The sequence below is a fragment of the Promicromonospora sp. NPDC059942 genome, from assembly GCF_042731755.1.
Taxonomy (GTDB): domain Bacteria; phylum Actinomycetota; class Actinomycetes; order Actinomycetales; family Cellulomonadaceae; genus Promicromonospora.
Genome location: NZ_JBHWLR010000005.1, coordinates 171,316 through 195,621, shown reverse-complemented (window position 1 = coordinate 195,621; position 24,306 = coordinate 171,316). Strand labels below are relative to the sequence as shown.

The 24,306-nt window shown below is 70.8% G+C and carries 23 protein-coding genes; 14 read left to right on the top strand and 9 right to left on the bottom strand.

Annotation, left to right across the window (positions count from 1 at the left end; all coding sequences use genetic code 11):
* The first annotated feature begins 49 nt into the window (after positions 1-49).
* A complete protein-coding gene (locus tag ACFV9Q_RS10170) occupies positions 50-1,033 on the top strand; it encodes a zinc-dependent alcohol dehydrogenase family protein (RefSeq protein ID WP_377234317.1) in 984 nt (327 codons plus the stop codon).
* Between the two features lie 139 nt (positions 1,034-1,172).
* Here the strand turns inward: ACFV9Q_RS10170 and ACFV9Q_RS10165 are convergent, their stop codons facing one another.
* Complete coding sequence (locus ACFV9Q_RS10165; RefSeq protein ID WP_377234316.1) at positions 1,173-2,195, bottom strand: cation-transporting ATPase; 1,023 nt, start codon at positions 2,193-2,195, stop codon at positions 1,173-1,175.
* A gap of 168 nt (positions 2,196-2,363) precedes the next feature.
* Here ACFV9Q_RS10165 and treY point away from each other — a divergent pair, with 168 nt between their 5' ends.
* Together treY and treZ are read left to right on the top strand one after the other, a co-directional pair.
* Positions 2,364-4,868, top strand: a complete 2,505-nt coding sequence (gene treY / locus ACFV9Q_RS10160) for a malto-oligosyltrehalose synthase (RefSeq protein WP_377234315.1) — start codon at positions 2,364-2,366, stop codon at positions 4,866-4,868.
* Complete coding sequence (treZ, locus tag ACFV9Q_RS10155) at positions 4,865-6,676, top strand: malto-oligosyltrehalose trehalohydrolase (protein ID WP_377234314.1); 1,812 nt, start codon at positions 4,865-4,867, stop codon at positions 6,674-6,676. The genes treY and treZ overlap by 4 nt, the downstream gene beginning before the upstream one ends.
* A 66-nt stretch (positions 6,677-6,742) precedes the next feature.
* On the opposite strand, the gene ACFV9Q_RS10150 is transcribed toward treZ, so the two are convergent.
* Together ACFV9Q_RS10150 and ACFV9Q_RS10145 are read right to left on the bottom strand one after the other, a co-directional pair.
* Positions 6,743-7,306, bottom strand: a complete 564-nt coding sequence (locus ACFV9Q_RS10150; RefSeq protein ID WP_377234313.1) for a 2'-5' RNA ligase family protein — start codon at positions 7,304-7,306, stop codon at positions 6,743-6,745.
* Entirely contained in the window at positions 7,303-7,926 is a 624-nt protein-coding gene (locus tag ACFV9Q_RS10145; RefSeq protein ID WP_377234312.1) for a TetR/AcrR family transcriptional regulator, read from the bottom strand. The genes ACFV9Q_RS10150 and ACFV9Q_RS10145 overlap by 4 nt, the downstream gene beginning before the upstream one ends.
* 37 nt (positions 7,927-7,963) lie before the next feature.
* Here ACFV9Q_RS10145 and ACFV9Q_RS10140 point away from each other — a divergent pair, with 37 nt between their 5' ends.
* The 5 genes from ACFV9Q_RS10140 to ACFV9Q_RS10120 all read left to right on the top strand — a co-directional run bounded on the left by ACFV9Q_RS10140 (position 7,964) and on the right by ACFV9Q_RS10120 (position 12,556).
* On the top strand, positions 7,964-8,824 hold the full coding sequence (locus ACFV9Q_RS10140) for an alpha/beta fold hydrolase (protein WP_377234311.1): 861 nt from the start codon (positions 7,964-7,966) through the stop codon (positions 8,822-8,824).
* Between the two features lie 34 nt (positions 8,825-8,858).
* Positions 8,859-10,139 (top strand): glutaminase, encoded by a 1,281-nt coding sequence (locus tag ACFV9Q_RS10135; RefSeq protein WP_377234310.1) that lies wholly within the window; start codon positions 8,859-8,861, stop codon positions 10,137-10,139.
* A 28-nt stretch (positions 10,140-10,167) separates the two neighbouring features.
* Positions 10,168-11,214, top strand: coding sequence for an HAD domain-containing protein (locus ACFV9Q_RS10130; RefSeq protein ID WP_377234309.1), 1,047 nt, complete (start codon positions 10,168-10,170; stop codon positions 11,212-11,214).
* A gap of 51 nt (positions 11,215-11,265) precedes the next feature.
* Positions 11,266-11,499, top strand: a complete 234-nt coding sequence (locus ACFV9Q_RS10125) for a hypothetical protein (protein ID WP_377234308.1) — start codon at positions 11,266-11,268, stop codon at positions 11,497-11,499.
* A 64-nt stretch (positions 11,500-11,563) separates the two neighbouring features.
* Complete coding sequence (locus ACFV9Q_RS10120; RefSeq protein WP_377234307.1) at positions 11,564-12,556, top strand: hypothetical protein; 993 nt, start codon at positions 11,564-11,566, stop codon at positions 12,554-12,556.
* 79 nt (positions 12,557-12,635) lie between these two features.
* Here the strand turns inward: ACFV9Q_RS10120 and ACFV9Q_RS10115 are convergent, their stop codons facing one another.
* The 4 genes from ACFV9Q_RS10115 to ACFV9Q_RS10100 form a co-directional block, all read right to left on the bottom strand.
* Positions 12,636-14,279, bottom strand: coding sequence for an alpha/beta hydrolase (locus ACFV9Q_RS10115; protein WP_377234306.1), 1,644 nt, complete (start codon positions 14,277-14,279; stop codon positions 12,636-12,638).
* 85 nt (positions 14,280-14,364) lie between these two features.
* Positions 14,365-15,063: a response regulator gene (locus ACFV9Q_RS10110; RefSeq protein ID WP_377234305.1), complete on the bottom strand. Its 699-nt coding sequence runs from the start codon at positions 15,061-15,063 to the stop codon at positions 14,365-14,367.
* Positions 15,060-16,235: a sensor histidine kinase gene (locus ACFV9Q_RS10105; RefSeq protein WP_377234304.1), complete on the bottom strand. Its 1,176-nt coding sequence runs from the start codon at positions 16,233-16,235 to the stop codon at positions 15,060-15,062. The genes ACFV9Q_RS10110 and ACFV9Q_RS10105 overlap by 4 nt, the downstream gene beginning before the upstream one ends.
* Positions 16,232-17,236 carry a GlxA family transcriptional regulator gene (locus tag ACFV9Q_RS10100; protein ID WP_377234303.1) on the bottom strand — a complete coding sequence of 335 codons (1,005 nt, stop codon included), beginning with the start codon at positions 17,234-17,236 and terminating at the stop codon, positions 16,232-16,234. The genes ACFV9Q_RS10105 and ACFV9Q_RS10100 overlap by 4 nt, the downstream gene beginning before the upstream one ends.
* 142 nt (positions 17,237-17,378) lie before the next feature.
* Between ACFV9Q_RS10100 and ACFV9Q_RS10095 the strand changes: the two genes are divergently transcribed.
* From ACFV9Q_RS10095 to ACFV9Q_RS10085, 3 genes are all read left to right on the top strand, one after another.
* Positions 17,379-18,341, top strand: a complete 963-nt coding sequence (locus ACFV9Q_RS10095) for an NADP-dependent oxidoreductase (RefSeq protein WP_377234302.1) — start codon at positions 17,379-17,381, stop codon at positions 18,339-18,341.
* A gap of 112 nt (positions 18,342-18,453) precedes the next feature.
* Positions 18,454-19,014 (top strand): hypothetical protein, encoded by a 561-nt coding sequence (locus ACFV9Q_RS10090; RefSeq protein WP_377234301.1) that lies wholly within the window; start codon positions 18,454-18,456, stop codon positions 19,012-19,014.
* Positions 19,015-19,057: 43 nt separating this feature from the next.
* Positions 19,058-19,270 carry a hypothetical protein gene (locus ACFV9Q_RS10085; RefSeq protein WP_377234300.1) on the top strand — a complete coding sequence of 71 codons (213 nt, stop codon included), beginning with the start codon at positions 19,058-19,060 and terminating at the stop codon, positions 19,268-19,270.
* 14 nt (positions 19,271-19,284) lie between these two features.
* Here ACFV9Q_RS10085 and ACFV9Q_RS10080 read toward each other — a convergent pair whose 3' ends face one another.
* On the bottom strand, positions 19,285-20,838 hold the full coding sequence (locus ACFV9Q_RS10080; RefSeq protein ID WP_377234299.1) for a TIR domain-containing protein: 1,554 nt from the start codon (positions 20,836-20,838) through the stop codon (positions 19,285-19,287).
* Positions 20,839-21,019: 181 nt separating this feature from the next.
* Between ACFV9Q_RS10080 and ACFV9Q_RS10075 the strand changes: the two genes are divergently transcribed.
* From ACFV9Q_RS10075 to ACFV9Q_RS10065, 3 genes are all read left to right on the top strand, one after another.
* Positions 21,020-21,940, top strand: coding sequence for an HIT family protein (locus ACFV9Q_RS10075; RefSeq protein WP_377234298.1), 921 nt, complete (start codon positions 21,020-21,022; stop codon positions 21,938-21,940).
* 169 nt (positions 21,941-22,109) lie between these two features.
* Positions 22,110-22,604, top strand: a complete 495-nt coding sequence (locus ACFV9Q_RS10070; RefSeq protein ID WP_377234297.1) for a GNAT family N-acetyltransferase — start codon at positions 22,110-22,112, stop codon at positions 22,602-22,604.
* A gap of 120 nt (positions 22,605-22,724) precedes the next feature.
* On the top strand, positions 22,725-23,012 hold the full coding sequence (locus ACFV9Q_RS10065; protein WP_377234296.1) for a DUF1330 domain-containing protein: 288 nt from the start codon (positions 22,725-22,727) through the stop codon (positions 23,010-23,012).
* A gap of 6 nt (positions 23,013-23,018) precedes the next feature.
* Here the strand turns inward: ACFV9Q_RS10065 and ACFV9Q_RS10060 are convergent, their stop codons facing one another.
* Positions 23,019-24,239, bottom strand: a complete 1,221-nt coding sequence (locus tag ACFV9Q_RS10060) for a helix-turn-helix domain-containing protein (RefSeq protein WP_377234295.1) — start codon at positions 24,237-24,239, stop codon at positions 23,019-23,021.
* Positions 24,240-24,306: the final 67 nt, after the last annotated feature.

Sequence of the window (24,306 nt, the reverse complement as noted above, 5' to 3'; positions counted from 1 at the left end):
GATCCGTAGCGTCATCCGGAGCAGTACTGGAACGAACGAAGGAGGAACCATGCCACGTGTCGTCGTGTTCGACGTGGTGGGCGGCCCGGACGTCCTGCACATCGTCGACGAACCCGTCGTCGAACCCGGGCCGGGAGAGGTGCGGGTCAGGATCGAAGCCTTCGCGGTCAATCCGCTCGACATCATGGCGCGAGCGGGCGTACCGCCGATGCAGGCCCCGTTACCTCACGCACGCCTCGGCGTCGAGGGCACCGGTGTCATCGATGCGGTGGGCGCCGGCGTCGACTCGTGGGGCGTCGGCGATCCGGTGATCCTGACGGCTGTGCCGGACGCCCACGTCCGCGGTAGCTATGCCGAGTACACGACGGTTCCCGCGAACCAGGTCATGGCACGTCCGGCAGGTCTCGGAGTCGTGGAGTCGGCGGCGGTCTGGGTCGCGTATTCCACCGCCTACGGTGCCCTGTTCGAGACGGCGGGGATGCGGCCCGCCGACCGCATCCTGGTCACGGCGGCCTCCGGTGGCGTCGGCCGGGCGGCGATCCAGATCGCGAACCAGATCGGCGCGGTGCCCATCGCGGTCACCCGCCGCGCGGCGGCGGTCGACGAGCTGCTCGTCGCCGGCGCAGGCGCCGTCGTCGCCACCGATCGTGAGGACCTCGTGGAGGCGACACGTCGTCATACCGATGGTGCGGGGGCTGATATCACTCTCGACCTCGTGACGGGCCCGGGGCAGCGCGACCTGGTCGAGGCGACCAGACGCGACGGCGTTCTGGTCCCGGCGGGCTTTCTCGACGCGCGCCCCACGCCGCAACCGGCGGACCGGGTCCGGGTGACCGATCGGTACCGGAGCTTCGAGCACACGACAGATCCCGTGGTCGTGCGGCGGATGGCCGCCTTCCTGACCGCCGGTGTGCGGCTCGGCGCCCTGACCCCGGCCGTCGGCGCGGTGTTCGACCTCGCGGACGTCGTGGACGCGCACCGGTACCTCGAGTCCGGGCGACGCTCCGGTGGGAAGGTCGTCGTCACCGTCTAGGTGTGCGGTCGGGGCAGGCGGTTCGCTCCCGTCGACGGCGTACCTTCCGCCTGCGGCGACCGCGGGGCGACACCAGCGCGACGACGTCCTGAATCGATCCGTCGTCGTCGCGCTGGTACGGCCTGGAAGCTGGTACGTCCTAGAAGAAGTTGCGCGGGTCGAACTTCTCGGCGATGTCCGTGAGCGACTGGCCCGCCTCCGAGACCTGGTCCCCGACCCCGGACACCGCGCCCTCGGCCGTGCCGGCAAGGTCCTCGACGCCCGTGGTCGCCTGGCCCAGGGCGTCAGCCCCGTAGCCCTCGATGCCCGCCGTGGCCTGTCCGACGGCGTCCGCACCGAAGCCTTCGACACCGGCAGCGGCCTCGCCCAGCGCGCCCGCCCCGTACTCCTCGACGCCGGCAGCGGCCTCGCCCAGGGCACCGGTGCCGAACTCGCCGGCCGCCGCCGTCAGGCCCTCGACGTCGACGCCCGCCGCGAGCGACTCGAAATCGACGCCGAGGTTCGCCGCGTTCTCCAGGATCGGTCCGGCGACGCTGCTGATCACGGCACCGGCCGCGACGGCGCCCAGGATGCCGACCGCGCCCACAGCGACCCCGGCGACGACGCCACCCGTGCCCACCTTGGCGAGCACGGACCGCATGGAGCCCGGTCGGCGGGCCTCGGACCGGGCAGCCGCCACGGACAGCTCGCGCGGGTCGGCGGAGCGGGGCTGCTCGTGCGGCGGGAGCTCCGTCTGCATGCGCTGCAGCACCTCCTGGCGCTGCGCCGGCGTCAGACGCGCGAAGGACTCGGCGTGGATCCGCTCGATCTGCTGCGGGTCGGCGGTCTGCATGAGGTAGTCGTAGCGGGCAATCGCCTGGCGGTCGGCGTCGGTGGCACCCGGCGCACCCGGCCGTCCGTGCGCGGCGGTGGGGTAGCCCTGCTGGGGCGCCGGGTAACCCTGCTGACCTGTCGGGTATCCCTGCTGGGCCGGGTAACCCTGACCCGGCGCACCCTGCTGCTGATCACGTCCGGTCACCGCACCGGCGATGTCCTGAAGGGTCGACTGCCAGGACCTCTGGCCCGTGGAACCACCCTGCGGCGCGCCCTGTTGCTGCTGCTGCCCGTTCTGCGAGTCGAGCATCTTCTTGGCCAGGCCGATCATGTTCGTGAGCTTGGACATGCGGTCCGTTCCTTCCGTCGGGCGGAAGGACCACGCTTCCAGGCCATCATGAGAAGTACGTGAGACCAGGATGAGAGATTCACCCGGTGGCCTGGCGATATACCCCGTGATCAGCCATTGTGTGGAGCACGCGGGACGGCCGGACGACCACCGAGCGACGGAGGCACAGTGCATTCCCATCTCCCTGGACCCGGCCGCCGCACCCCGGTGAGCACGTACCGGCTGCAGCTCGGTCCCGACATGACGTTCGCGGACGCCGAGAAGGCCCTCCCGTACCTCGGCACCCTCGGGATCACCGACCTCTACCTCTCGCCCGTGCTGCAGGCGGCGCCGGGTTCCACGCACGGGTACGACGTCGTGGACCACACCCGGATCAGCGACGTCATGGGCGGTCGGGAAGGGCTGGAGCGGCTCGCGGCGGCGGCGCACGCGCGCGGGATGGGCGTCGTCGTCGACGTCGTGCCCAACCACATGGCCGTACCCACGCCCGCCGGGCACAACCGGGCCTTGTGGTCCGTGCTCAAGCACGGGCACGAGTCGCCGTACGCGAACTGGTTCGACGTCGGCCTCGCCGAGGGCGAGGGGCTGCTCATGCCGGTGCTCGGCGCGCGGATCGGCACGGTGCTGGCCGCGGGGGAGCTCGCGCTCGACCACGTCGTCGTGCCCGGGGACGACGACGGTCCCGGCGAGAGCGGGGCGCAGCCCGTGCTGCGGTACTACGACCACCTCTTCCCCGTGCGGCCCGAGACCGAGGACCTGCCGCTCGCGGAGCTGGTCGGCCGCCAGCACTACCGGCTCGCGTACTGGCGCGTGGCCGACGAGGAGCTGAACTACCGGCGCTTCTTCGACGTCGGCACCTTGGCGGGCATCCGCGTGGAGGACGCCGACGTCTTCGACGCCACGCACGCCCTGCTGTTCGAGCTCTTCGGCGCGGGCGTGATCGACGCCTTCCGGATCGACCACCCCGACGGGCTGGCCGACCCGCGCGGGTACCTGCGCCGGCTGCACGAGGCGACCGGCGGGGCGTGGGTCGTGGCCGAGAAGATCCTGGAGGAGGGCGAGGCGCTGCCCGACGACTGGCCCGTCGCCGGCACCACGGGCTACGACACGGCCTGGCGGCTGCACGCCCTCCAGGTCGATCCCGACGGCGCGGCCCCGCTCGCGGCCCTGATGCAGGAGCTGACGGGCGAGCAGACAAGCCTGGACGACGTGATCGAGCAGGCCAAGCGGCAGATCGTCGAGACCTCCCTGTACGCGGAGATCCACCTGCTGACCACCATGGTCGCGGACATCTGCCGCGAGGACGTGCGGCTGCGCGATCACACGTTCCGGTCGCTGCAGGACTGCGTGGTCGAGCTGGTCGTGGCGTTCGGCCGGTACCGCGCGTACGTCGTGCCGGGGGAGGAGGCTCCGCCCGAGGCGGAGCGCGTGGTGCGGGAGGCGGCCGACGTCGCCCGCTCGCGGCTCGACCCGGACCGGCACGACACGCTGGACCTCGTGGTCGACCTGGTGCTCGGGCGCGAGGCCGGCTCCGCGGGTCGCCGGGACGAGGAGCGGCGCGCCGAGCTCGTCGTCCGGTTCCCGCAGGTGTGCGGCGCCGTCATGGCCAAGGGCGTGGAGGACACCGCGTATTACCGGTGGACCCACCTGGTCAGCCTGTGCGAGGTGGGCGGCGCGCCCTCGCGCTTCGGGGTGGGGCCGGACGAGCTGCACGAGCACGCGCGGCACCTGGCCGAGTCGTGGCCCGCGACGATGACCGCGGGCTCCACGCACGACTCCAAGCGCGGCGAGGACGTGCGCTCCCGGATCGGGGCTGTGTCGTCGCATGCGGATGCCTGGGCCGGGCTGGTGCGGCGGCTGCGAGAGGCGACGGCGGACGCGCGGCCGGTTGACCTCGACGGGCGGACCGAGAACCTGCTCTGGCAGACGCTCGCCGGGACGTGGACCCCGGACGGGCCGATCGAGGCCGAGCGGCTGGGGGCGTACCTGGTCAAGGCATCGCGCGAGCAGAAGGCGTGGACCACGTGGACGGCGCCTGACCAGGCCCGTGAGGCCGGGCTGGTGGAGTATGCGACCGCGCTGCTGACCCACCCCGAGGTGGTCGCCGGATTTGCCGGCTGGGTCGAGCGGGTGACGCCGACCGTCCGGCGGTCGGTGCTTGCGACCAAGCTGCTCCAGCTCACGGTGCCGGGTGTCGCCGACGTCTACCAGGGGACCGAGGTCACCGGGACGTCGCTGGTGGACCCGGACAACCGGCGGCCCGTCGACCTGGAGGGCCTTGCTTCCGTGCTGGAGTCGCTGGATGGCGGGCGGACGCCGGTGGGGCTCGCCGAGGAGAAGCTGGTGCTGACGGCCGCCGCGTTGCGGGTGCGGCGGGCGCATCCCTCGGCGTTCGTGGGCGAGGACGCCGGGTACGAGCCGTTGCCGGTGACGACGGGGCGGGCGGTCGGGTTCGTCCGGCGCGATGCCGGCGGGCCGCGGGTGGCCGTCGTTGCAACGCGACTGGGGGATGTCTCGGGGCTCAGTGAGGCCTCGGTCGTGTTGCCGGAGCCGGGCTCGGGGACGGGGTGGCGGTCTGTGCTGACCGGTTCGTCCTTCGCCGGCCGAGCGGTGCGGCTCGGGGAGCTGCTGGGCTCGTGGCCGGTGGCGCTGCTCGTGGCGGAGGCGGCATGACCGCGCCCCTGCGGGTCTGGGCGCCGTTCGCGTCCCGCGTCGACCTCGTGCTGCCGGCGACCGGCGCGACGGAACCCCTGGTGGCCGACGTCGGCGGGTGGTGGTCGGCCGGGCGTGGCCTGCCGCCCGGCACCGACTACGCCTTCTCGCTCGACGGCGGACCCCCGCGCCCCGACCCGCGCAGTCCCTCGCAGCCCGCCGGGGTGCACGGTCCGTCGCGCACCTTCGACGCTCGTGCGTACTCGTGGTCCGACGGCGGCTGGGCCGGGCGCGACGTGCGCGGCGCCGTCGTCTATGAGCTGCACGTCGGGACGTTCACGCCCGAGGGCACGCTCGACGCCGCCGTCGGGCGCCTCGACCACCTCGCCGGCCTCGGCGTCGACATGGTCGAGCTCATGCCGCTCGCCGCATTCGGCGGGCGGCACGGCTGGGGGTACGACGGCGTCGCGCTGTGGGCCGTGCACGAGCCGTACGGTGGGCCGGCCGCCCTCCAGCGCTTCGTCGACGCCGCGCACGCCCGCGGGCTCGCCGTCTGCCTCGACGTCGTCGACAACCACCTCGGTCCCTCCGGCAACTACCTCGGCGAGTTCGGCCCGTACTTCACCGACCAGCACCAGACGCCGTGGGGCGCGGCCGTGAACCTCGACGGCGAGGGCTCGGCCGAGGTGCGGGCGTTCGTCGTCGAGAAGGCGCTGCGGTGGTTCCGCGACTTCCACGTCGACGCGCTGCGGCTGGACGCCGTCCACGCGCTGGTGGACGACTCGCCGCAGCATGTGCTGGCGGAGCTGTCTGATGCTGTTGCTGTGCTTGCTGCTGATCTCGGGCGGCCCTTGTCCTTGGTGGCCGAGTCGGATGCTAACGACCCGCGGACGGTGACGCCTACTGGTGACTCGTTCCAGGGGCGCTCGGGGTACGGCATGACGGCGCAGTGGGCCGACGACGTCCACCACGCCCTGCACACCCTCCTGACCGGCGAACGGCAGGGCTACTACGTCGACTTCGGCACCCCGCAGACGCTCGCCAAGGCGCTGACCGGCGTCTTCGTGCACGACGGCGGCTGGTCCACCTTCCGCGGCAAGCCCTGGGGCGCGCCCGTGCCGGACGACATGGACCGACGCCGCTTCGTCGTCTGCTCCCAGAACCACGACCAGGTGGGCAACCGCGCGCTCGGCGACCGGCCGTCGCGCGTGCTGACGCCGGGGGCGCTCGCGGTCAGCGCGGCCGTGGTGCTGCTCGGGCCGTTCACGCCGATGCTGTTCATGGGCGAGGAGTGGGGCGCGACGACGCCGTTCCAGTACTTCTCGGACCACGAGGAGCCGGAGCTCGCGGCGGCGATCTCGCGCGGGCGGGCGGCGGAGTTCGGCGGGCACGGGTGGGTGGAGCTGTACGGGGCGGATGTGGAGGTGCCGGATCCGCAGGCGTTGTCGACCTTTGAGGTGTCTCGGCTGGACTGGGGCGAGGCCGCGTCGGAGAGCGGACGCCGGATGGTGGAGCTGTACCGGGCGTTGGTCGGGCTGCGGCGTGCGGAGGCGGCTGTGGCTTCGGGGGAGTCGGGTGGGACGTCGGTGGCGGTGCAGGACGGGGCGGTGGTGATGACGCGTGCGGCCGTCGAGGGTGGCGGGCGCGTGGATGTGGTGCTGGTGCTGGAGGAGGGGCCGGTGTCGGTCGTTTTGGAGCGGGACGGTGTGGCGGCAGAGGTGGTGCTCGACTCCGGGGTGGTGCTCGGGGGTGAGGCCGCGCGGACGGAGGTCGGCCCTGGTGGGACGGTGGTGACCGTGTCGGGGCCGGGGGTTGTCGTGCTGCGGTAGCACGGCTCGGTGTGGAGGACGCGGCGGGGATGCGCGCTGGTGGATCTGGCCGACCGGTCAGCGAGGTCAGCTGGCTCCGAGCCGGAACCTCTCGATGATGTCGCCTTTGGCACCACGGGCACCTGCGTGAGCGACGTCGACGTGGGTGACTCGACAGTCCGCAATGGGGTGGTGCGCGTGGACAGCCAGAAAGCGGTCGACGGTGGATTGCTGGTCCCCGGGGACGGCGATCGTGAGATGTGGTTCGTCCGTCGTCCGGCTGACCCCGCTCAGGTGGTGTGCGACCTTCGCGTGCAGCGTGCTTCGCCACGCGGCGGCGTGTTCTGGCACGAGCACGTCAGCGAGGACGTACCGGCCTGTCACTGTCTCCCGCGCGACCTGGCCGAAACTCATCCGGAATGGCCTCATGTCGCGGACTGCCCTGCGCACGAGCGCGATGATGCTGACGAGCGCTACCTCGTCTGCTTCGCCCAGGGCGATCGTGACGTGGGGGCGGCTGTTTCCGCCCGCTCCTAGGTGTATCTGCGAGCCAAAGCTCTGGGCAAGAGCGGCGTTCAGCCGGACGGCGTCCTCGGCTGCTCTTCCTTCGACCGCGAAACTCACCCCAATCTTCTGCTGGCTCTCGATCACTGCTCGGCCCCTGCAGAGTTGAATTGTTCGAGGAGGGTCAGCGCGAAGCGCGCGGCGTCGCGCAGCTCGTCGCGGCTCGCGCCCAGCTCCGCGCGAGCCGACAGGCCGTGCCACAGGGTCTGCACGTGCTCGGCGACCACGGCGGCGTCCGCCGTCGTCGTCAGGTCGCCTTCCCGGACCGCCTGCTCGATCCGGGCGCGCAGCTGTGCTTCGTCGGCACGCTGTAGCTCCGCGACGTAGGCGCGGACGTCCAGCGTTGCGGAGGTGTCGGCCATGACCACGCTGCTCGTGAGACAGCCGGGGTGGCCCTGATCGGTACGGCTGAACTCGTCCACGGAGTCGATCAGCACCCGTTCGAGGACCCGGCTGATCGACGGCTCGGCCACCGCCTGGTCGTAGATCGCGCTGTAGCGCAGGGCGTACGTGCGGACAGCCTCGTCGAACAGCTCGGCCTTGGTGCCGAACGCGCCGTACAGGCTGGAGGTCGAGATCCCCAGCGCGGCCGTGAGCATCCGCGTCGAGGTGCCCGAGAACCCGTGCCGCCAGAACAGGTGCGCGGCCTCGCGCAGGGCCCGGTCACGGTCGAACGAGCGTGGTCGGCCCACAGGATTCTCCGTCACGTTGACGATTATAGAGCGTTCGCTCCATAATCCGATTATGGAGCGAACGATCCAGAAACAGGTTCTGATCCCGGACAGCAGCGTGAGCATCGACGTGTACGGAGACCCCGACGCGCCCGCGCTCGTGATGATCCCCGGCGTGATGGCGGACGCTGCGGCGTGGGGTGCGGTCGCACGGCGCCTCGGCGGGTGGCCGGCCGTCGTCGTCCTCAACCGGCGCGGTCGCTATCCGTCCGGGCCGCTGGGGGACGGGTACACGCTCGAGACGGAGATCGAGGACGCCGCCGCCGTGCTGCGCGAGTTCAGGGACGTCCGCACCCTGTTCGGCTGGAGCTACGGCGGTCTGATCGCGCTGCACCTGGCCAACCGAACGCCGGTACCGCACCTGATCGCGTACGAACCCGTCATGGCACCGTTCGGGGCGCAGGCACTGCCGGCGCTCCGGCGTGCGCACGACGATGCGGACGGCGACGCGAGCGTCGAGGTCGCGCTCCGCGAGGTCACCGGGATGGGCGCCGACCAGATCGAGTCGCTGCGCTCGCAGGATGTGGTCTGGGCCGAGCTACGTCGCTTGGGCTCCCCGATCTACGCGGAGACGCTCGCGATCAACGAGGCTGCTCGGCCGGTGTCACTTGGTGCGGCGGCGGCGCGGGTCGACCTGATCGTCGGCGAACGCAACCGGGGCCGGGCGCCGTACGGGACGTCGTTCGACAACGTGGCTCGTCGTATCGCCGCCGCGAAGGTGCACGAGCTCGCCGGGCAGGGTCACCTGGCGCACCTGGAGGATCCTGAGCGGCTCGCCGCACTGATCGACGAACTTGGCGACCGGCGTCGTCGGCTCCTGACCGGACGCGCTGACGGCCTGCCGCTCGGGCCGGAGCGAAGTGTGACAACCTGACCTGCCGGACGGTACGGACCACGGGGGAGACCTGATGCGATCACCAATTCTCGATTACCTCGACACCATCATCCAGCAGACGGCCCACATCGATTCCGGCGCTCTCGCGGACTACATCCCGGAGCTGGCGGCGGCCGACCCGGACCGCGTGGCGGTCGCGCTGTACACGGTCAACGGAACCGTCTACGCCAGCGGCGACACCGACCACGAGTTCAGCATCCAGTCGATGTCCAAGCCGTTCGCGTACGCCCAGGCGATCGAGGACCGCGGGCTGAAGACCGTGCTCAAGCACATCGGCGTCGAGCCGAGCGGCGAGGCTTTCAACGAGCTCTCGCTGGACCCCCAGACCGGCAAGCCGCGCAACCCGATGATCAACGCGGGAGCCATCACCACCCACGCCCTCCTCAACGATGACGAGGAGTCGGCGGTGGACCGCATGCTCGGGCTGTTCTCACGGCTCGCCGAACGGCCGATCGCGGTGGACGAGGCGGTCGCCGCCTCGGAGCTGGCCACCGGGGACCGCAACCTCGGTCTCGCCTACCTGCTGCACTCCTCGGGCGCGCTGCGCCAGGAGCCCCGCGCGGCGGTCACCGGCTACATCCGGCAGTGCGCGGCGTCGGTCACCGTGCGTGACCTCGCCCTGATGGCCGCGACGCTGGCCAACGGCGGTGTCCAGCCCAACACCGGCGAGCGGCTGTTCAGCAGGACCGGCACCCGGCACCTGCTCAGCGTGATGGCCTCGTGCGGCATGTACGACGCGGCCGGCGACTGGCTCACCACGGTCGGCATCCCCGCCAAGAGCGGCGTGGCCGGCGGCATCATCGGTGTGCTGCCCGGGCAGATCGGCGTCGCCGTCTTCTCCCCGCGCCTGGACCCGCACGGCAACAGTGCGCGCGGCGTCGAGATGATGCAGCTGCTCTCCGACGACCTGGGGCTGCACCTCATGGAGGCCAGCCGGCCTGCCCGGTCGTCGCTGCGTGAGACGCGCGAGGCGACGATCGAGGGGCAGGCGGCCACCGTCTACGTGCTGCAGGGCGACCTGGTGCTGAGCAGCATCGAGTCGCTGGTGCGCGTGCTCATCGAGGACCCGCCTGCCACGGAGCTCGTGGTGTTCGACCTGAGCCGCGTGGACGAGGTGCTGCCCGTGGCGCGTCGCACGGCATCCGAGACGGCGACGAAGCTCATCGACGACGGACACCGGATCGCGCTGGTCGATCCCGAGGAGACGGTTGTCGGATTCTCGGACAGCCAGGGGCGTGCGGTCGAGTGGTGGAGCGTGGAGCGGCTGGAGAAGGGGACTGCGGCCTCGGTGTGAGGTGCTTCCGCCGGTAGGGTGCCGGTTCGTGACGCAGCGACCGATCGTGTTCCTGGACATCGACGGCACCCTTCTGCCGCTCGGGCCTGGCGACCGGTCGCGATCCGTGGAAGATCCTCAGGAGTGGCGGGCACAGTCCAACCCGCAGCTTGCCAAGCTCCGGCGGGCGCCGGGATACGACCTGGTCAGGCTCGGAGCCGATCTGGTGTGGGCCACGGCATGGGGGCCGGACGCGAACGACGTCGTCGCGCCGATCTTGGCGCTCGGCCGGCTGCCGATTGTCGACTTCGACGAGGACGACGGCGTCCCGGTGCCCGACGGGTTGCACTGGAAGACGGCGTCGCTGGTGCGGTACGCGGCGGGCCGTCCGTTCGTCTGGCTCGACGACGAGATCCGTGACCTCGACCTGCAGTGGGTCGAGGCGGCGCATCCGGGTTCGGTGCTGCTGCACCGAGTCAGTCCGACGTCGGGACTGACAGAGGACGATGTCGCCACGGTGGGAGTCTGGGTGCAGGAGGTGGCAGGCCCGCCCGTTCCCGAGGACGTGCCCCAGCCGCTGCGCGCGATCATGGACGCCCGCTACGACTACGACGACGGGCGGGGCGTCGCCTTCGAGCCCCACCCGGAGCTGGAGCCCGTTGCGGAGACCGGCTGGTGGTTCCGGCACTGGACGGGAAATCCGGACGTCACCGGTCAGGAGTTCCGTCCGTTCGGGCAGGACGGCGGTGGCGGGTACGTCTGCTCGTGGATGATCCGGCCCGGTGCGGATCTGGCGGACCAGCCGGTGGTTTATCTCGGGTCGGACGGCGACGTCGCGCTCTTGGCCGCAGACGCCTGGGACGCGCTCTGGTTCTTCGCTCACGGGTACGGGCCGCACGACATTCCGAGCGAGTTCGAGCCTGGTGAGCAGTACTTCCAGCTGGAGCCTGACCGAGTCGTGCGCCCCCATGCTGAGCTGGTGCGGGCAGCCGAGCTGCTCGCGCCGGGACGCCGTCGGCCCATGGAGCAGATCGTCGCGGAGGCGCCGGCGGGGCTGCCTGGACTGCGGGTCTGGGTCGACGCCCTCTGTCGCTGACCGGCCTGGTGTGGCGGAAGTCGACTGACGGATCCCTGGCATGATCCAGGCATGGACGCAGCCTTGCCGATCGTGCGGGTCGACCTGTGGCGCGCCGACGCGGCCGTGTTGTTCGACTGGCTCGTGTCGGTAGATCTGAACACGGTTCCGATCTCGCATCCTGCACAGAAGCAGGCACTGATGGATCTGCTGGCAAGGTTCGAGACGGACACCGACGTCGTTGACATAAGCCAGGCGGAGATCGACGAAGCCCAGTCCGCCGTCGCGCAGAACATGGGTTGGTAGACCCGAGCCAGCTCAGCAACCCCAGACCTGCTGCTCGCCGACGGGAACCCGCTACCGTGCCGACGTGCGTTGGTACCCATGGAGTGACGGCGACCGCATCGCCGTCGTAGATCTTGCCCAGAGCCCTGCCGACGGCAGCCCTCTCGTCGAACATGCGACCTTTCCGCTGCCCGCCGAGCACCGCGGCCGGGACACCGTGGACGACGTCGTGACCACCGCCGACGGCGAGGTCGTGTACGCGGCGCAGGACGTCGTCGTCCGGCTGGACGACAACGGTGAGGTCGTGTGGTCCCACCACCTCGGAACCAGCGGACCCCAGCGTGGCTTCGCCAGTTCGGGCCTGGCGCTCAGCCGCGATGGCGCCGTCATCTGGGTCTACGCGGCCGACGCCATGGCCGACCGTGGCGATGACGATCGACTCCTTGTCCTGGACTCACGCACCGGACTGCTCCTCGGCTCAACGGCCCTGGACTCGGTCGGGCACGGCGCAGAGCTGCTGGCCCACGAGGACGGGAGCGCGCTCGTCGGCATCGCGCAGGGGCAGGACGGCGGGATCCTCTACCTCGCGCGGTTCGACGACGGCGCGCTCACCGTCCGGGAGCTGACCGGGATGCTCGACGGTGAGCGGGTGCCCTGCGCGTTCTCGCCCGACGGCACACGGCTGCTGACCTGCGAGTACGCCGGGCCGGACGACGTAGCGGTGCACTCCTGGCCCGACGGCGCCGTGGTCGCCTCGTTCGCGGTCGAGGACCTCGCGCCGGACATACTCCGTGTCGAGGAGCCCTTGTTCGAGTACGGGGCCGGGTTTCTCGACGACGACCAGGTGTTCGTGGTGGTGAAGGGTGAGGACGAGTCGGAGGACGACTTCACCGAGTGGGCGGTGCCGGTGGTGATCGACCTCGTGTCAGGGACAGCGCGGGCCGTCGGGGAACCAGCACCGTCGCGCGACCACTGGCCGGTCGCCCTGGGGGACGGCACCTGGATCGCCGTCGACCCCGGGACTGCGCGGGGCGAAGCGCCGCCGGTCCGGCGCCGGTTCCGGCCCACCCCGGCCTAGCGCCGCGACGGCGGGACGACGCCAACATCGCGCGCCGCCCCACCGTCGTCGGACATTCCACACCGAGCCGGACGCTAGGTCACTTGCCCGCCGCAGCCGGCACCCGCGTGGTCCCCGCCGGCACCGCCTCGCACACCGTGCCCTCCGCAGGCAGCACGCCGTCGATCAGCACCGCATCCACCGCGGAATCGATGCACGGCCCGCTGGTGCGGTAGGAGGTGTGGCCCACGCCCGTCCGGGTGAGCAGGACGGCGTCCTCCAGGCGCTCGGTCATGGCCTGCGCCCAGTGGTACGGCGACACGTTGTCCACCTCGCCGCCGACCACCAGGATCGGGGGAGCACCCGCGCCGGTGAGCTCGTCGGTGAAGCGGTTCTCGTTCGTCGCCGGCCAGAACGCGCAGTTCAGCGCGCTGTAGGCGGCGCGGCTGCCCAGGCGCTCGCCGCGGGCCGCGATCTCGCGGGCGGCGGCCCGGTGCTCGCCCAGGTTGCGCAGGGACGGCCAGTCGGCGCAGCGGACGGCGGTGTGCGGCTCCTGCAGGGTGGCGAACGGACCGCCGAACGGCGCGACCGTGACGTTCGAGACCAGGAAGTGCAGGAACGTCCCGTTGCCCCGTTGGGCGGCGAGCAGGCCCGCGGTGAGCGACGGCCACAGCGTGCGGACGCCCGCCGCGGCGCGGATGCCCTCCAGCGCCATGGCGCCGTCGAGCGTGCCGCCGGGGGTGAGGCCCTCGGTCGGCGGGACCTGCAGGGGCTCCCGCTCCAGGTCGGCGATCAGGGCGTCGAACGCGGCCTCCGGGTCGCCGTCCCCGAAGGGGCATGCCGCCACGCCCTCGGCGCGGCACGTCTCGAACCAGAGGTCGAGCGTCTCCTCGTTGGACCGGGCGACGTCGTCGAGCAGGCGGAGCGGGTCGTTCTGCCACAGTTCGGTGTCGACGGGCGCGTCGATCACCATCTGGCGCACCCGCTCGGGGAACAGCGTGGCGTACATGGGGCCGACCACCGTGCCGTACGAGGCGCCGTAGAACGTGATCTGCTCCTCGCCGATCGCGGCGCGCACCTGGTCCAGGTCGCGGGCGACGTTGTCGGTGGACATGCTCGCCAGGAACGCCCGGTCCTGGTGCGTGGCGCAGCCCTTGTCGAAGGTCCGGGCGTCCTGGACCAGCCGGCCGAACGGCTTGCCGCCCGGGATGGTCGGGTCGCGGTCCTCGGCTGCCTGCGCGGCCCGCTGCTCGTCGGTGAGGCACCGGACGGCGTCCGACTCGCCCACGCCGCGCGGGTCCATGCCGACGACGTCGAAGCGCGCCACGACGTCGGGCGAGAACGGGCTGGTCTCGCTGGTGGGGTCGATCGAACGGACCATGTCGGACGCCGGCACGCCCGGGCCGCCGGGGTTGACGAACAGGCTGCCGATGCGGCGGTCGGGGTCGGTGGCGCGGTGCCGCACCACCGCCAGCGGGATCTGCTCGCCGTCCGGCTCGGAGTACTCCAGCGGGACCTCGACGGTGGCGCAGTCCAGGTTCGGGCCGCACTCGGCCCAGTCGATCGGGTCGGGTGTCACTTCTGGAGTGGGTGGGGCGCTCGGCGAGGCGGGCGAGCCGCTCGCGGCGGACGCCGTCAGCGCGCCGCCCGCGCCGGCGGCGCACCCGGACATGGCCAGGGAGACGACGGCGAGCACGGCGGCGATGTGCAGCGCAGCGTGCGGGGAGTGGGTTGATCCAGGCATGTGATCGACCCTAGGAACGCCGTCCGACCTGGGCTATCGGCCGATGGGTCCGGACCCGCCGACCGAAGTCGGACCGTCCGCGTCGTTACTCCGACTGGTCGGGGGAGTCGAGCCCCGCCTCCTGCACCAGCAGCGCCACCTGGACCCGGTTGTTCAGCCCGAGCTTGGCCAGGATCGACGACACATGGGTCTTCACCGTCGTCAGCCCGAGGAAGAAGCGCGCCGCGATCTCGGCGTTCGACCGCCCCGCCCCGATCTCGATCGCGACCTCCCGCTCCCGCTCACCGAGCGCGCCGAGGCGCTCGCGAGCTGTTGCGCGGCGGCCGTCGTCGTCCGACTCCGCGACCTTGGCGATGAGCCGCCGGGTCACCTCGGGCGAGAGCACGGGGCGCCCCTGGGCGGCGTGCCGGATGGCGACGACGAGCTCGTCGGGCGGGGTGTCCTTGAGCAGGAACCCCGCCGCCCCGGCGCGGAGCGCGCGCAGCACGTGGGCGTCGGCGTCGAATGTGGTGAGCACCATGACCTGCGGCGCGGGGGAGTCGCCGCGCAGGATCTCGGTCGCGGTGAGGCCGTCCGTGCCGGGCATGCGGATGTCCATCAGCACGACGGCGGGGTGGTGCTGCCGGGCCAGCTCGACCGCCTCGGCGCCGTCGCCGGCCTCGGCCACGACACGCAGGTCGGGGGCGCCGTCGAGCATCATCTTGAGGCCGAAACGGACCATCGCGTCGTCGTCGGCGATGAGGACGTCGATGGTCGGCTCGTCGCCGGGGGCGGAATGGGTCACGTCGGCCAGGGTAGGCGCAGGCGGACGCGCCAGCCGCCTCGGTCGGTCGGGCCGTGGTCGAGGGTGCCGTTGACGAGGCGGGTGCGTTCGTCGAGTCCGCGCAGCCCGGTCCCGGAGCCCTGGGGGTACTGGGGCGTGGTTGCCGGACGCATGTTGGTCAACTCGGCGACGACGACGTCGTCGGGCCGCCCGCTGATGCGGACCGTGACCGGCGCGCCCGGGGCGTGCTTGCGGGCGTTGGTCAGGGACTCCTGGACCATGCGGTAGATCGTGCGGCCCTGTACCTCCGGGATGGTGCGTTCGCCGGTGGTGAGTCCGGCGTCGTCCTGGAGTTCTACCTCCGTGCCGGACGCCCGGGCCTCTTCGACGAGTTCCAGCACGTCCGGGACGGCCGGCAGCGGCAGCTCTCCGACGGGGGCGCGGAGCACGCCGATGACGTCGCGCAGGTCCTGGAGGGCGCGGTGCGCGTTCTCGCGGACCACCTCGGCGGCGCGGCCGACGTCGTCGGGCGGCGCGGTGCGCGCGTAGGCGAGGGCGCCGGCGTGGACGCTGAGCAGGGAGAGGCGGTGGCCGAGGACGTCGTGCATCTCGCGCGCGATGCTCTGGCGGGCCTCGCGCTCGGAGCGTTCGGCGCGTAGCTGTGCCTCGACCTCGGCGGCCGCGGCGCGTTCCCGGAGGGAAGTGACGAGGGCTCGTCGGTTGCGGATGGTCAGGCCCCAGGCGACGGTCGCGGCGTGGCCCAGGACGATGATGATGAAGACGGTGAGGGGCGGGGCGAGGTGGTCCGGCCAGAGGAGCTGGTAGGTGCTCAGGGCCGTGACGCTGATCGCGGCCACCGCTGCCGTGGCGCGGATCGAGCCGTGGAGGGTGACGGTGAAGAGGGCGACGATCGCGGCTCCGCTGACGGTCTCGGAGTAGACGCTGGCCGCGGCCAGGGCGATGCCGATCTGCACGGGGTACTTGCGGCGCCACCAGAGGGCGATGCAGCCGAGGAGTCCGGTGAGGCGGTCGGCGGTGAGAAGGGCCGTGGGGAGCTGGGGCGTCTCGTTGGTCTGGATCTGGAAGGAGATCAGGGCCAGGGCGAGAGCTATGGCGATGAGGGTGGCGTCGGTGAGGCGGGCGCGCAGCGGCTGCCGGGGTGGGGGCGCGTGGGCGGTCGTCGGGCCGTTCATCGTGCTGAGCCTAGGACGGCGTCGGCTCGCGTCGTCGGGTCCGGCGCGTTGTGGGCCCGGCGGTAGGCCACGGGGGAGAGGCCCAGGGAGGTGTGGAACTGCTTGCGCAGCGCGACCGGGTCGCCGAAGCCGCACGCGGTCGCGATCCGGGCGACGGGCAGGTCGGTCGTCTCCAGGAGCAGGCGCGCGTGGGCGATCCGGCGCTGGTTCAGCCACTTGAGCGGGCTGGTGCCCGCCTCGCTGCTGAACCGGCGGGTGAAGGTGCGCACGCTCATGTGCGCGTGCCGCGCCATGTCCTCCAGGGTGATCGGTTCGGCGAGCTGCCGCAGGGCCCACTCCCGGGTGGCCGACGTCGAGCGGTCGGTCTCCCGGGGGACGGCATGCTCGATGAACTGGGCCTGGCCGCCCTCGCGCCACGGGGCCGCCACGCAGCGGCGCGCCGCGGCCGCGGCGACGGCCGCCCCGTGGTCCCGGCGGACCAGGTGCAGGCACAGGTCGATGCCCGCGACGCCGCCGGCGGACGTCAGGATGCGCCCGTTGTCGACGAACAGCACGTCCGGATCGACCTCGACGTCGGGGAAGAGGTCGGCGAAGGTGTCGCACAGCGTCCAGTGGGTGGTCGCCCGCCGGCCGTCGAGCAGGCCGGCCGCCGCGAGCAGGAAGGCCGAGGTGCACAGGCTCACGATGCGGGTCTGCGGCCGGACCTGGTCCAGGAGCGCGGCGAGGTCGTCCGGCAGCGTGCCCGTCGCGAGCAGGTGCTCGCCGGGCTCCTGGGTGGCGATCACCACGGTGTCCGCGGTCCGCAGGACTGACTCGTCGTGGTCGACGAGGATGCGGAAGTCCTCGTGGGTCAGGACTGGCCGGCCGCCGGGCGAGAAGGTGCTCACGGAGTAGAGCGGGGTCCCGTCGGCGGCGCGCGCCTCGTTGAACACACGGGCGGGGATGCCCAGGTCCAGCGGTAGGACGCCGTCCAGCGCGAGAACGGCGACGTGATGTGGCATGGCCAGAATGGTACGACAGGTGACCTTCAGGCCACTCACCGGACGTCGTGGGTGCGCGCCAGGGTGGGTCTCGCCGGGCGTTGGCCCGGCGATCGACCTTGAACTGGGCGATCGACCTTCAACGGACAGTGAGTGAGCGGACATGAGCGAGGACACGATGCGGGCCGTCACCATCAGGGAGTTCGGCGGGCCCGACGTGCTGACCGTCGAGCGGGTCGCCCGGCCGGAGCCGCTGCCGACCGAGGTTCTGGTCCGGGTGCACGCCGCGGGGATCAACCCCGTGGACTGGAAGACCCGCGCGGGTCAGGGCATGGCCGGCCTGCAGACGTTCCCGGCGATCCTGGGGTGGGACGTCTCCGGCGTGGTCGAGGAGGTGGGCTTCGGCGTCACGACGCTCGCGCCCGGCGACGAGGTCTACGCGTTGCCCTGGTTCCCGCGGCCCGCAGGTGCCTACGCCGAGTTCGTCACCGCGCCCTCGCGCCACTTCGCCCGCAAGCCGGCCTCGATCGGTCACGTCGAGGCCGCCGCCCTGCCCCTCGCCGCGCTCACCGCGTGGCAGGCGCTGGTCGACACCGCCGGAGTGCAGGCGGGGCAGCGGGTGCTGGTGCACGCGGCGGCCGGCGGCGTCGGGCACCTGGCGGTGCAGTTCGCCCGGCACCTCGGCGCGGAGGTCGTGGCAACGGCCAGCGAATCAAAGCACGCCTGGCTCAAGGAGCTGGGCGCCGACCAGGTGATCGACTACACCCGGCAGCGGTTCGAGGACGTCGCCGGCGAGGTCGACGTCGTGATCGATCTGGTCGGGGCTCATGACGACACCGATGTGCGGTCGGTGTCGGTGACCCGTGCCGGCGGGTTGGTTGTGTCGATCCCTGGGGGTGTCTCGGAGCGGCTTGCTTCCGTGGCTCGATCGGCTGGCGTGCGCACGAGCGCATTTCTGGTGGAGCCGGATTCTGCTGCACTGACGACGATCGGTGGGCTGGTGGACTCCGGTGTGGTTCGGGTCGAGGTGGAGCGGGTCTTCGCGCTGGAGCAGGTCGCGGAGGCGCATCGGCTGGGGGAGGGGGGTCGGACTCGGGGGAAGCTCGTGCTTGAGGTGGCCGCCTGAGGGCGGGGGCTCGCGTTGGGTGGCGTGGGAGGATCTTGGGCGTGTACGAGGGTGAGCTCGAGACGCGCCGGACTGCGGCGTCGTGGCCGATCCTGCGGTGGCAGGGCCGGCGATGCGATACGTGACCCGGGTGGAAGAGGCGTGCCTTGAGGTGCATGGTGCCACCTGGTTGTCGCCGTGCGACGCGAGTCTGATCAGGCGGCTGGTGCTCGACGTGGGCGTGCCGCTCTCGAACTCCATGCCGGTGTTCGCGCTCATGGGGCCGGGGCGGCAGAACCTGGCCGAGGGGCGGGTGCCTATCGCCGGGTTTCCGAACCTGGTGCGCGCTCCCGTTGTTCGAACGGGGATCTCGATGGGACCGGTCTCTGTCGAGGTGTCCGACGTCGGCTCGATGCCTGCCCTTGAGGTGTCGGACTGGGAGGACGTTGCCGAGTTCAGTGTGCTTGTCCGGGACAAGCCTGCTTATCTCGGTGGATTCGGCCAGGACGATCGGGATGTCCCCCTCATTGGGACGGCGGGTCCGGGCTGGTACCGGCTGCGCGTCCATGCGCGGGGGCGGTCGGTGGCGCCGGACCTGGTGGTGGCGGAGCCGACCGAGGAGTATCTGGTGCAGGTGTGGCGGGCGGGGCCTGGGGAGCCGGTGGCGCTCTCCGAATCGGTTGTCGATTCGTAGGCTGGATCCGCATGGACGTCGACCGGGCGTTCTCGATGAGCTGGTGCGTGAGATCGGTCGTGGACACCCGCTGTACGGCCGCGTCGTCCGGGTGGAGGCGTTCTTCAGCGCTACCGACGATGTGATCGTTCGGCTTGATGACGGCGCGTTCGCTCATGTTCATCCGACGTGGAGCGGGCGGCGTGAACGATTGGGCTACCCCGCGGTGACCGTTCTCGGGTCTGAGCGTGCAGCCCTTGAATTCATGGCCCGGTGAGGTTGGCGTCGATGTCAGGGCGCCCGACGTAGCCGCAGGGCGCTCGGGGAGATCTCCTGCGCCGCGGCGAGCTTCTCCAGCACGAAATCCGCGACCTTCTCCATCGGCTGGTCCTGCAGGCTGAGGAAGCCGAAGGTCGCGGGCAGTCCGACGATGGGTGGCCGATTCCCGACGAGGAGGGGCAGCAGATATTCCTCGGTACGCTTGCTCGCCGCGTTCCGTCCGACCTCGTACTCGAACGTCGTCCAGTCGCGCTCGGGGTAGTCGTCGGACAGGCAGATGATCATGAACTGTGCCTGCTCCCCGTAGATGCGGGCGAGCCCGCGGCGCAGGTCCTTCCCCCAGAGTTCCGCCTGCTGGTTGTAGTCGTAGAAAACCTTGATGTGCCGTTCCTCGAGCACCTCGACGAACTTGTCGACGACCGGCCGGTCGTTCCCCGCGAACGACACCGCCACGTCGTACTCGTACCTGCGTCGACGGGGGACCTCCCCGGAGCTGACCCGGGTGAGGTCGAGGTGGTCGAGGTAAAAGCGGAACGCCGGGTCGTCGATCCGCAGGGTCCGGTGCTCGTAGGTCAAGGTCTCGTCCAGGCCACTCTCCTCGATCAAGGTCGGCAGGACGTCGATGGCGCGGATGAACGCACTCCTGACCCGGCCTTTGTCGGCCGGGTCGGCGATTCCGACGACTGCGGCGTCCAGTTCTTTGTAGGCGGTGCGGAATCCCGGGCTGGCCGCGGCGCGCTGGACGAGCTTGAAGTAGACGTCATGCACAGAACGCCGCCCCTGTGTCAGGTGGACGAGACTGCGGATGTAGCGGCCGTCGAACTGCTTGGCGATCTGCGGGGTGACGACGGCGAGGTCGATGGCGACCTGCCGCGGCTCCGGGACTGTCCGCATCACGTCGGCCTCGACGCAGGCAGCCCGGCAGATCGCCTGGAAGATCGACGGCGACCCCCTGGCGGCCCTGATCGCCGCACCACGGGTCGCCTCGTCGAACTTGATGTTGAGGGCGCGTTCCCCCTGGGCCATGAGCGTGTCCATGAACGTGTCGCTCTGCGTGCCCAGATACCAGGTGTCGTTTCGGATCGCGAGCTCCGGGTCGTGGCCGAGGATGGCGTCGCTCGTCTTGGCTATTCCGATCATGAAGACGCGGATGCCGCTCTCGTGCCAGAGCTTGAGGCGGGAGGCGAGCTGGGTGCGCGCCTTGAACGAGAGGCGATGGACGTCCTCGATCTTGATCAGGTCGAATTCCCGCAGCCTTGGCTCTACCGCCTTCGCCGTCCGCCCGACGCCGAGCTCAGCGCCGAGGACGGTGAAGATGCTCTGCGCTCCGGTGTGGGCCCGCGCATTGAAGGAGAGGACCCGGTCCGCGTCGAACCCGGCTGCTGCGAGTGCCCGCTCGGCCACGGTCGACTTGCCGCTCCCGGACGGTCCGACGAGCGTGACGTGCTTTCCCGGCGTCAGGAGCGAACCCTTGAGTCGTTGTGCTTCGGCCGGCGCTACGTAGGTGATGCCCGACGCCTGCGACTCGTTGAAGACCTGGGCTAGCTGGTACACGTCCCGCGTCATCGCACTCCTCTGACCTGGGTGGAGATGCCTGGTGCCCATCATCCTTCCCGACCGGCGTCGTCCGGCGCCACCACCAGTCGGCAGGTGTTTCCGTCATGCGAACCGTCTGGAAGGATCGTCACGAAGGTGACATCCGGGACACGGACAGTGGTGATGCCCGTGCCCTGCCCTGCGCGGAGAGGTGCCGACCTTGACGACGTCCGACAGGTGCTCGTTCTGCAGGATCGTTCGCGGGGACGATCCGGCCGCCCGCGTGATCTACGAGGACGAACGCGTGGTGGCCTTCTTCCCGACCAAGCCGGCGGTCGTCGGGCACGTCCTCGTCGTTCCGCGCCGTCACGTACCGGACATCTGGGCGCTGGACGAGAGCGAGGCCGCCTACCTCGGGCGGGTCTGCGTGCGGCTCGCCGGCGTGGTCAGGAAGGCGCTCCGTCCCGAAGGCCTCAACGTCATCCAGTCGAACGGTGCGGCCGCCACGCAGACTGTGTTCCACCTGCACGTACACCTCGTGCCGAGACGGGCCGGGGATGCGATGGGACGCATCTGGCCCGCCAGGACGAGGTACTCGGAGGCCGAGAAGGACGAGGCATGGGCGCTGCTGCGCACGGCATGCCAGACCGGGGTGGCCGTGGGTGACGGACCGAACGGTGAGGACCGGCGCAAGCATCTCGAGCTCGTCCAGGCCGTCGTGACCCGCATGGCCGGCGCCTCGGCGAACGTGAAGACCTGGCTGCTCCCGGTGGTCACCGCCCTGTACGGGTTCGGCGTGACCGAACGGTCCGCCGGCTTGGCGCTGCTCGGGCTGGCTACGGTGCTCCTGCTCATGTACATCGACGCCAACTACCTGCGCGTAGAGCGTGAGTACCGGCAGCTCTACGACGCCGTCGCGCGGAACGCCGCGCCTGTCAGGGCCTTCTCGCTGGACCCCTCCGGTGTTGTAGTGCCGGCGCGGCCCGGTGCGCGGCCGGGCCGGCTGGCGGCCGCACGCAGGGCATGGCTGCCCGGCTGGAGCGTCTGGCGCTCGTGGTCGATTCTGCCGTTGTACGGGGTGCTTGCGTTGATCGGGGTGGTGATTGCGATCAGCGGGGTGTGGTGGGCCTGATGCCGGGAGGGGATCCTGCAGCGAGTGGAGATCCGCAGGCCCGATCTGACATCGACGAGCGAGAGGGAGGAATTGCCTTCGTGGTCCTACGGCCCCCCGGCTGCCGTCAGCACGGTGCCGGCCTCGAAAAGGCATCGCGGCTGAGATCGTCGGGTGACATCGTGGGCCGATGAGCGAGCCACTGGTACGACCCGCGGTCCCCGACGACGCCGAGGCGATCGCCGTCGTGCACCACACCGCCTGGGTGCAGACCTACTCCGAGCTGCTCCCAGCCGAGCACTGGGAGACCGACACCGTCGAACGACGTGCTCAGCGGTGGCGTGAACGGCTGTCGGAGGAGCGGCCGGGGTATCTCGCAGTCGCCGTCGTCGACCACGGGGTGGTGGGCTTTGCGAAGGCAGGCGCCACGCGCGCCAAGGAGGGCATCCCGCCGGTCCGGTCCGACGAGCTGTGGTCCCTTTACGTGCTCGGCGAGCGCCACGGAACCGGGGTCGGCGCGCTGTTGCTCGAGGGCGTCCTTGCGCCCGACAGGCCTGCCGAGCTCTGGGTGGCGGCCGAGTCCAACCCCCGTGCTCGCAGGTTCTACGAGAAGCACGGGTTCACGCCAGACGGTGCCTGTCTGACCGATGGACTCGGCATCGTCGAGATCCGCATGGTGCGGTGACGTCGCCCCCTTGGTATCTCTGACCAGCCGCTAGGATCGCCGCCCAGAGGCGTGGAACGGAGCGATGGCTGGACGCCTCATCGACACCCATCGCCAGAAGCCGTTCGAAAGGGTCCCGCCATGAGTGCGTACGTCGTGTTCTTCAAGGAAAGCACGCACGACCAGTCCGAGGTCGACGCCTACCTGGAGCATGTCGGGAAGTCGTTCGAAAGGCACGACGCGAAGATCCTCGCTGCCTATGGCGAACAGCAGGTGCTTGAAGGCACCGCACCCGAGGGCGTCGTGGTGATCGAGTTTCCGACGGCGGCCGCGGCGCGTGCTTGGTACGACAGCCCTGAGTATCAGGCTGCGGCGGAGCACCGGTTCAGGGGAGCGATCTTCCGCGTTGTTCTCGTAGAAGGTGCCTGAAAGGCATCACCACTCAGGGTCTGGCCCGAGCCACGCGTGGAATCTCGCCAAGGGCTCGTTGGACCTGCGGTGCGCGCGGACCAGCAGATTGGCTACCTCCCGCACTGCGGGGTGATGCCGCGTCTGCTGCGGCGCTGCCTTCCTCGCCAGTTCCAAGCTCTCGAGCGACTTGTCGTGCTTGCCCTGCCAGAAGTACGCCCGAGCGAGATCGGTCTTGTGGTGAGCGACGCGCGTGGGCAGCCGAGTGAGCATGTGGTCCGGCAGACGCATCTCGTCGGCGATTGCGAGCGCGCGCGGTCCGTCTCCGGACTCGACCGCCGAGGCAACGCGGTAGATCGCGACGTTCGACGGGCCGAACGCCATGTGCTGCCAGTCGTTGTCAGTGTCTGTGGTCAGGTGCGTCGAGATCTGCTGCGCCTCTTCGACATGGTCCATCGCAAGTGCCAGATTGCCGGCACGCCCAGCAAGCAGTGACGAGCGCAGGTGCAGCGAACCGACCGCGAGGAGGGTGGCGTCGTCGCCAATTCCTCCGGGCTCGATCTCGGAACGGACTGAGTCAAGCAGGCGCAGGCCAGGCTCGTAGAGCCCGTCGCGCATGATCGACGTGGTTCGCATCCACGCGGCGAATCCCTTAGCGGCAGGATCCTGCGTGTAGGACGCGATCCACTGAATCCGGTCCTCGACCCCGGCAGCGAGGTCCTCGTATCCGGTTTGGTGCGCGACCGTGTGCGCAGCATGGGTGTAGGCCAGGAGCACTCTTCCGAGCGCATCACGTTCGTGCTCGTCGTCGGTGGCGTGGACCATCGCGAACGCTTCGGTCAGGAGCGCGGGCAGCATCTCTGCCAGTCGTCGGTTGCGGCCGAGCTGGAGCTGGTGCGCCACGTTCTTCGCATCCGCCGCGAGTTCGCTGAGCGGACGGGGCTTGTGGTCCAGGTCTATCGAAAGGTCCCAGGAATTGAGCGCACGTCGCAGGTCCGGGATGTACTTGTGGATGCGATCCTTGCGGGGTTCGTCCGTGTCGTAAGGCTGCCCCGTCAGTGTCCCGGCGTCGACCCTGAGGACTCGCGCGACGGAGGCGAGGGTGGACTGCGAGCAGTCGCGCTCACCCTGCTCGACCTTGCGAAGCAGTGACAGGCTGATTGCCGCATCGTGTGCGAGCGCGACCTGGGTCAGTCCGCGCGCCTTGCGTTGCGCTGCGATTCGCTTGCCGATCAGGTCATCGTCCATGGGGCCACCAGCGCTAGCAGAGATCGAGAATCCACCACGATACGCCCGAGCGCGCATCGGTAGGACA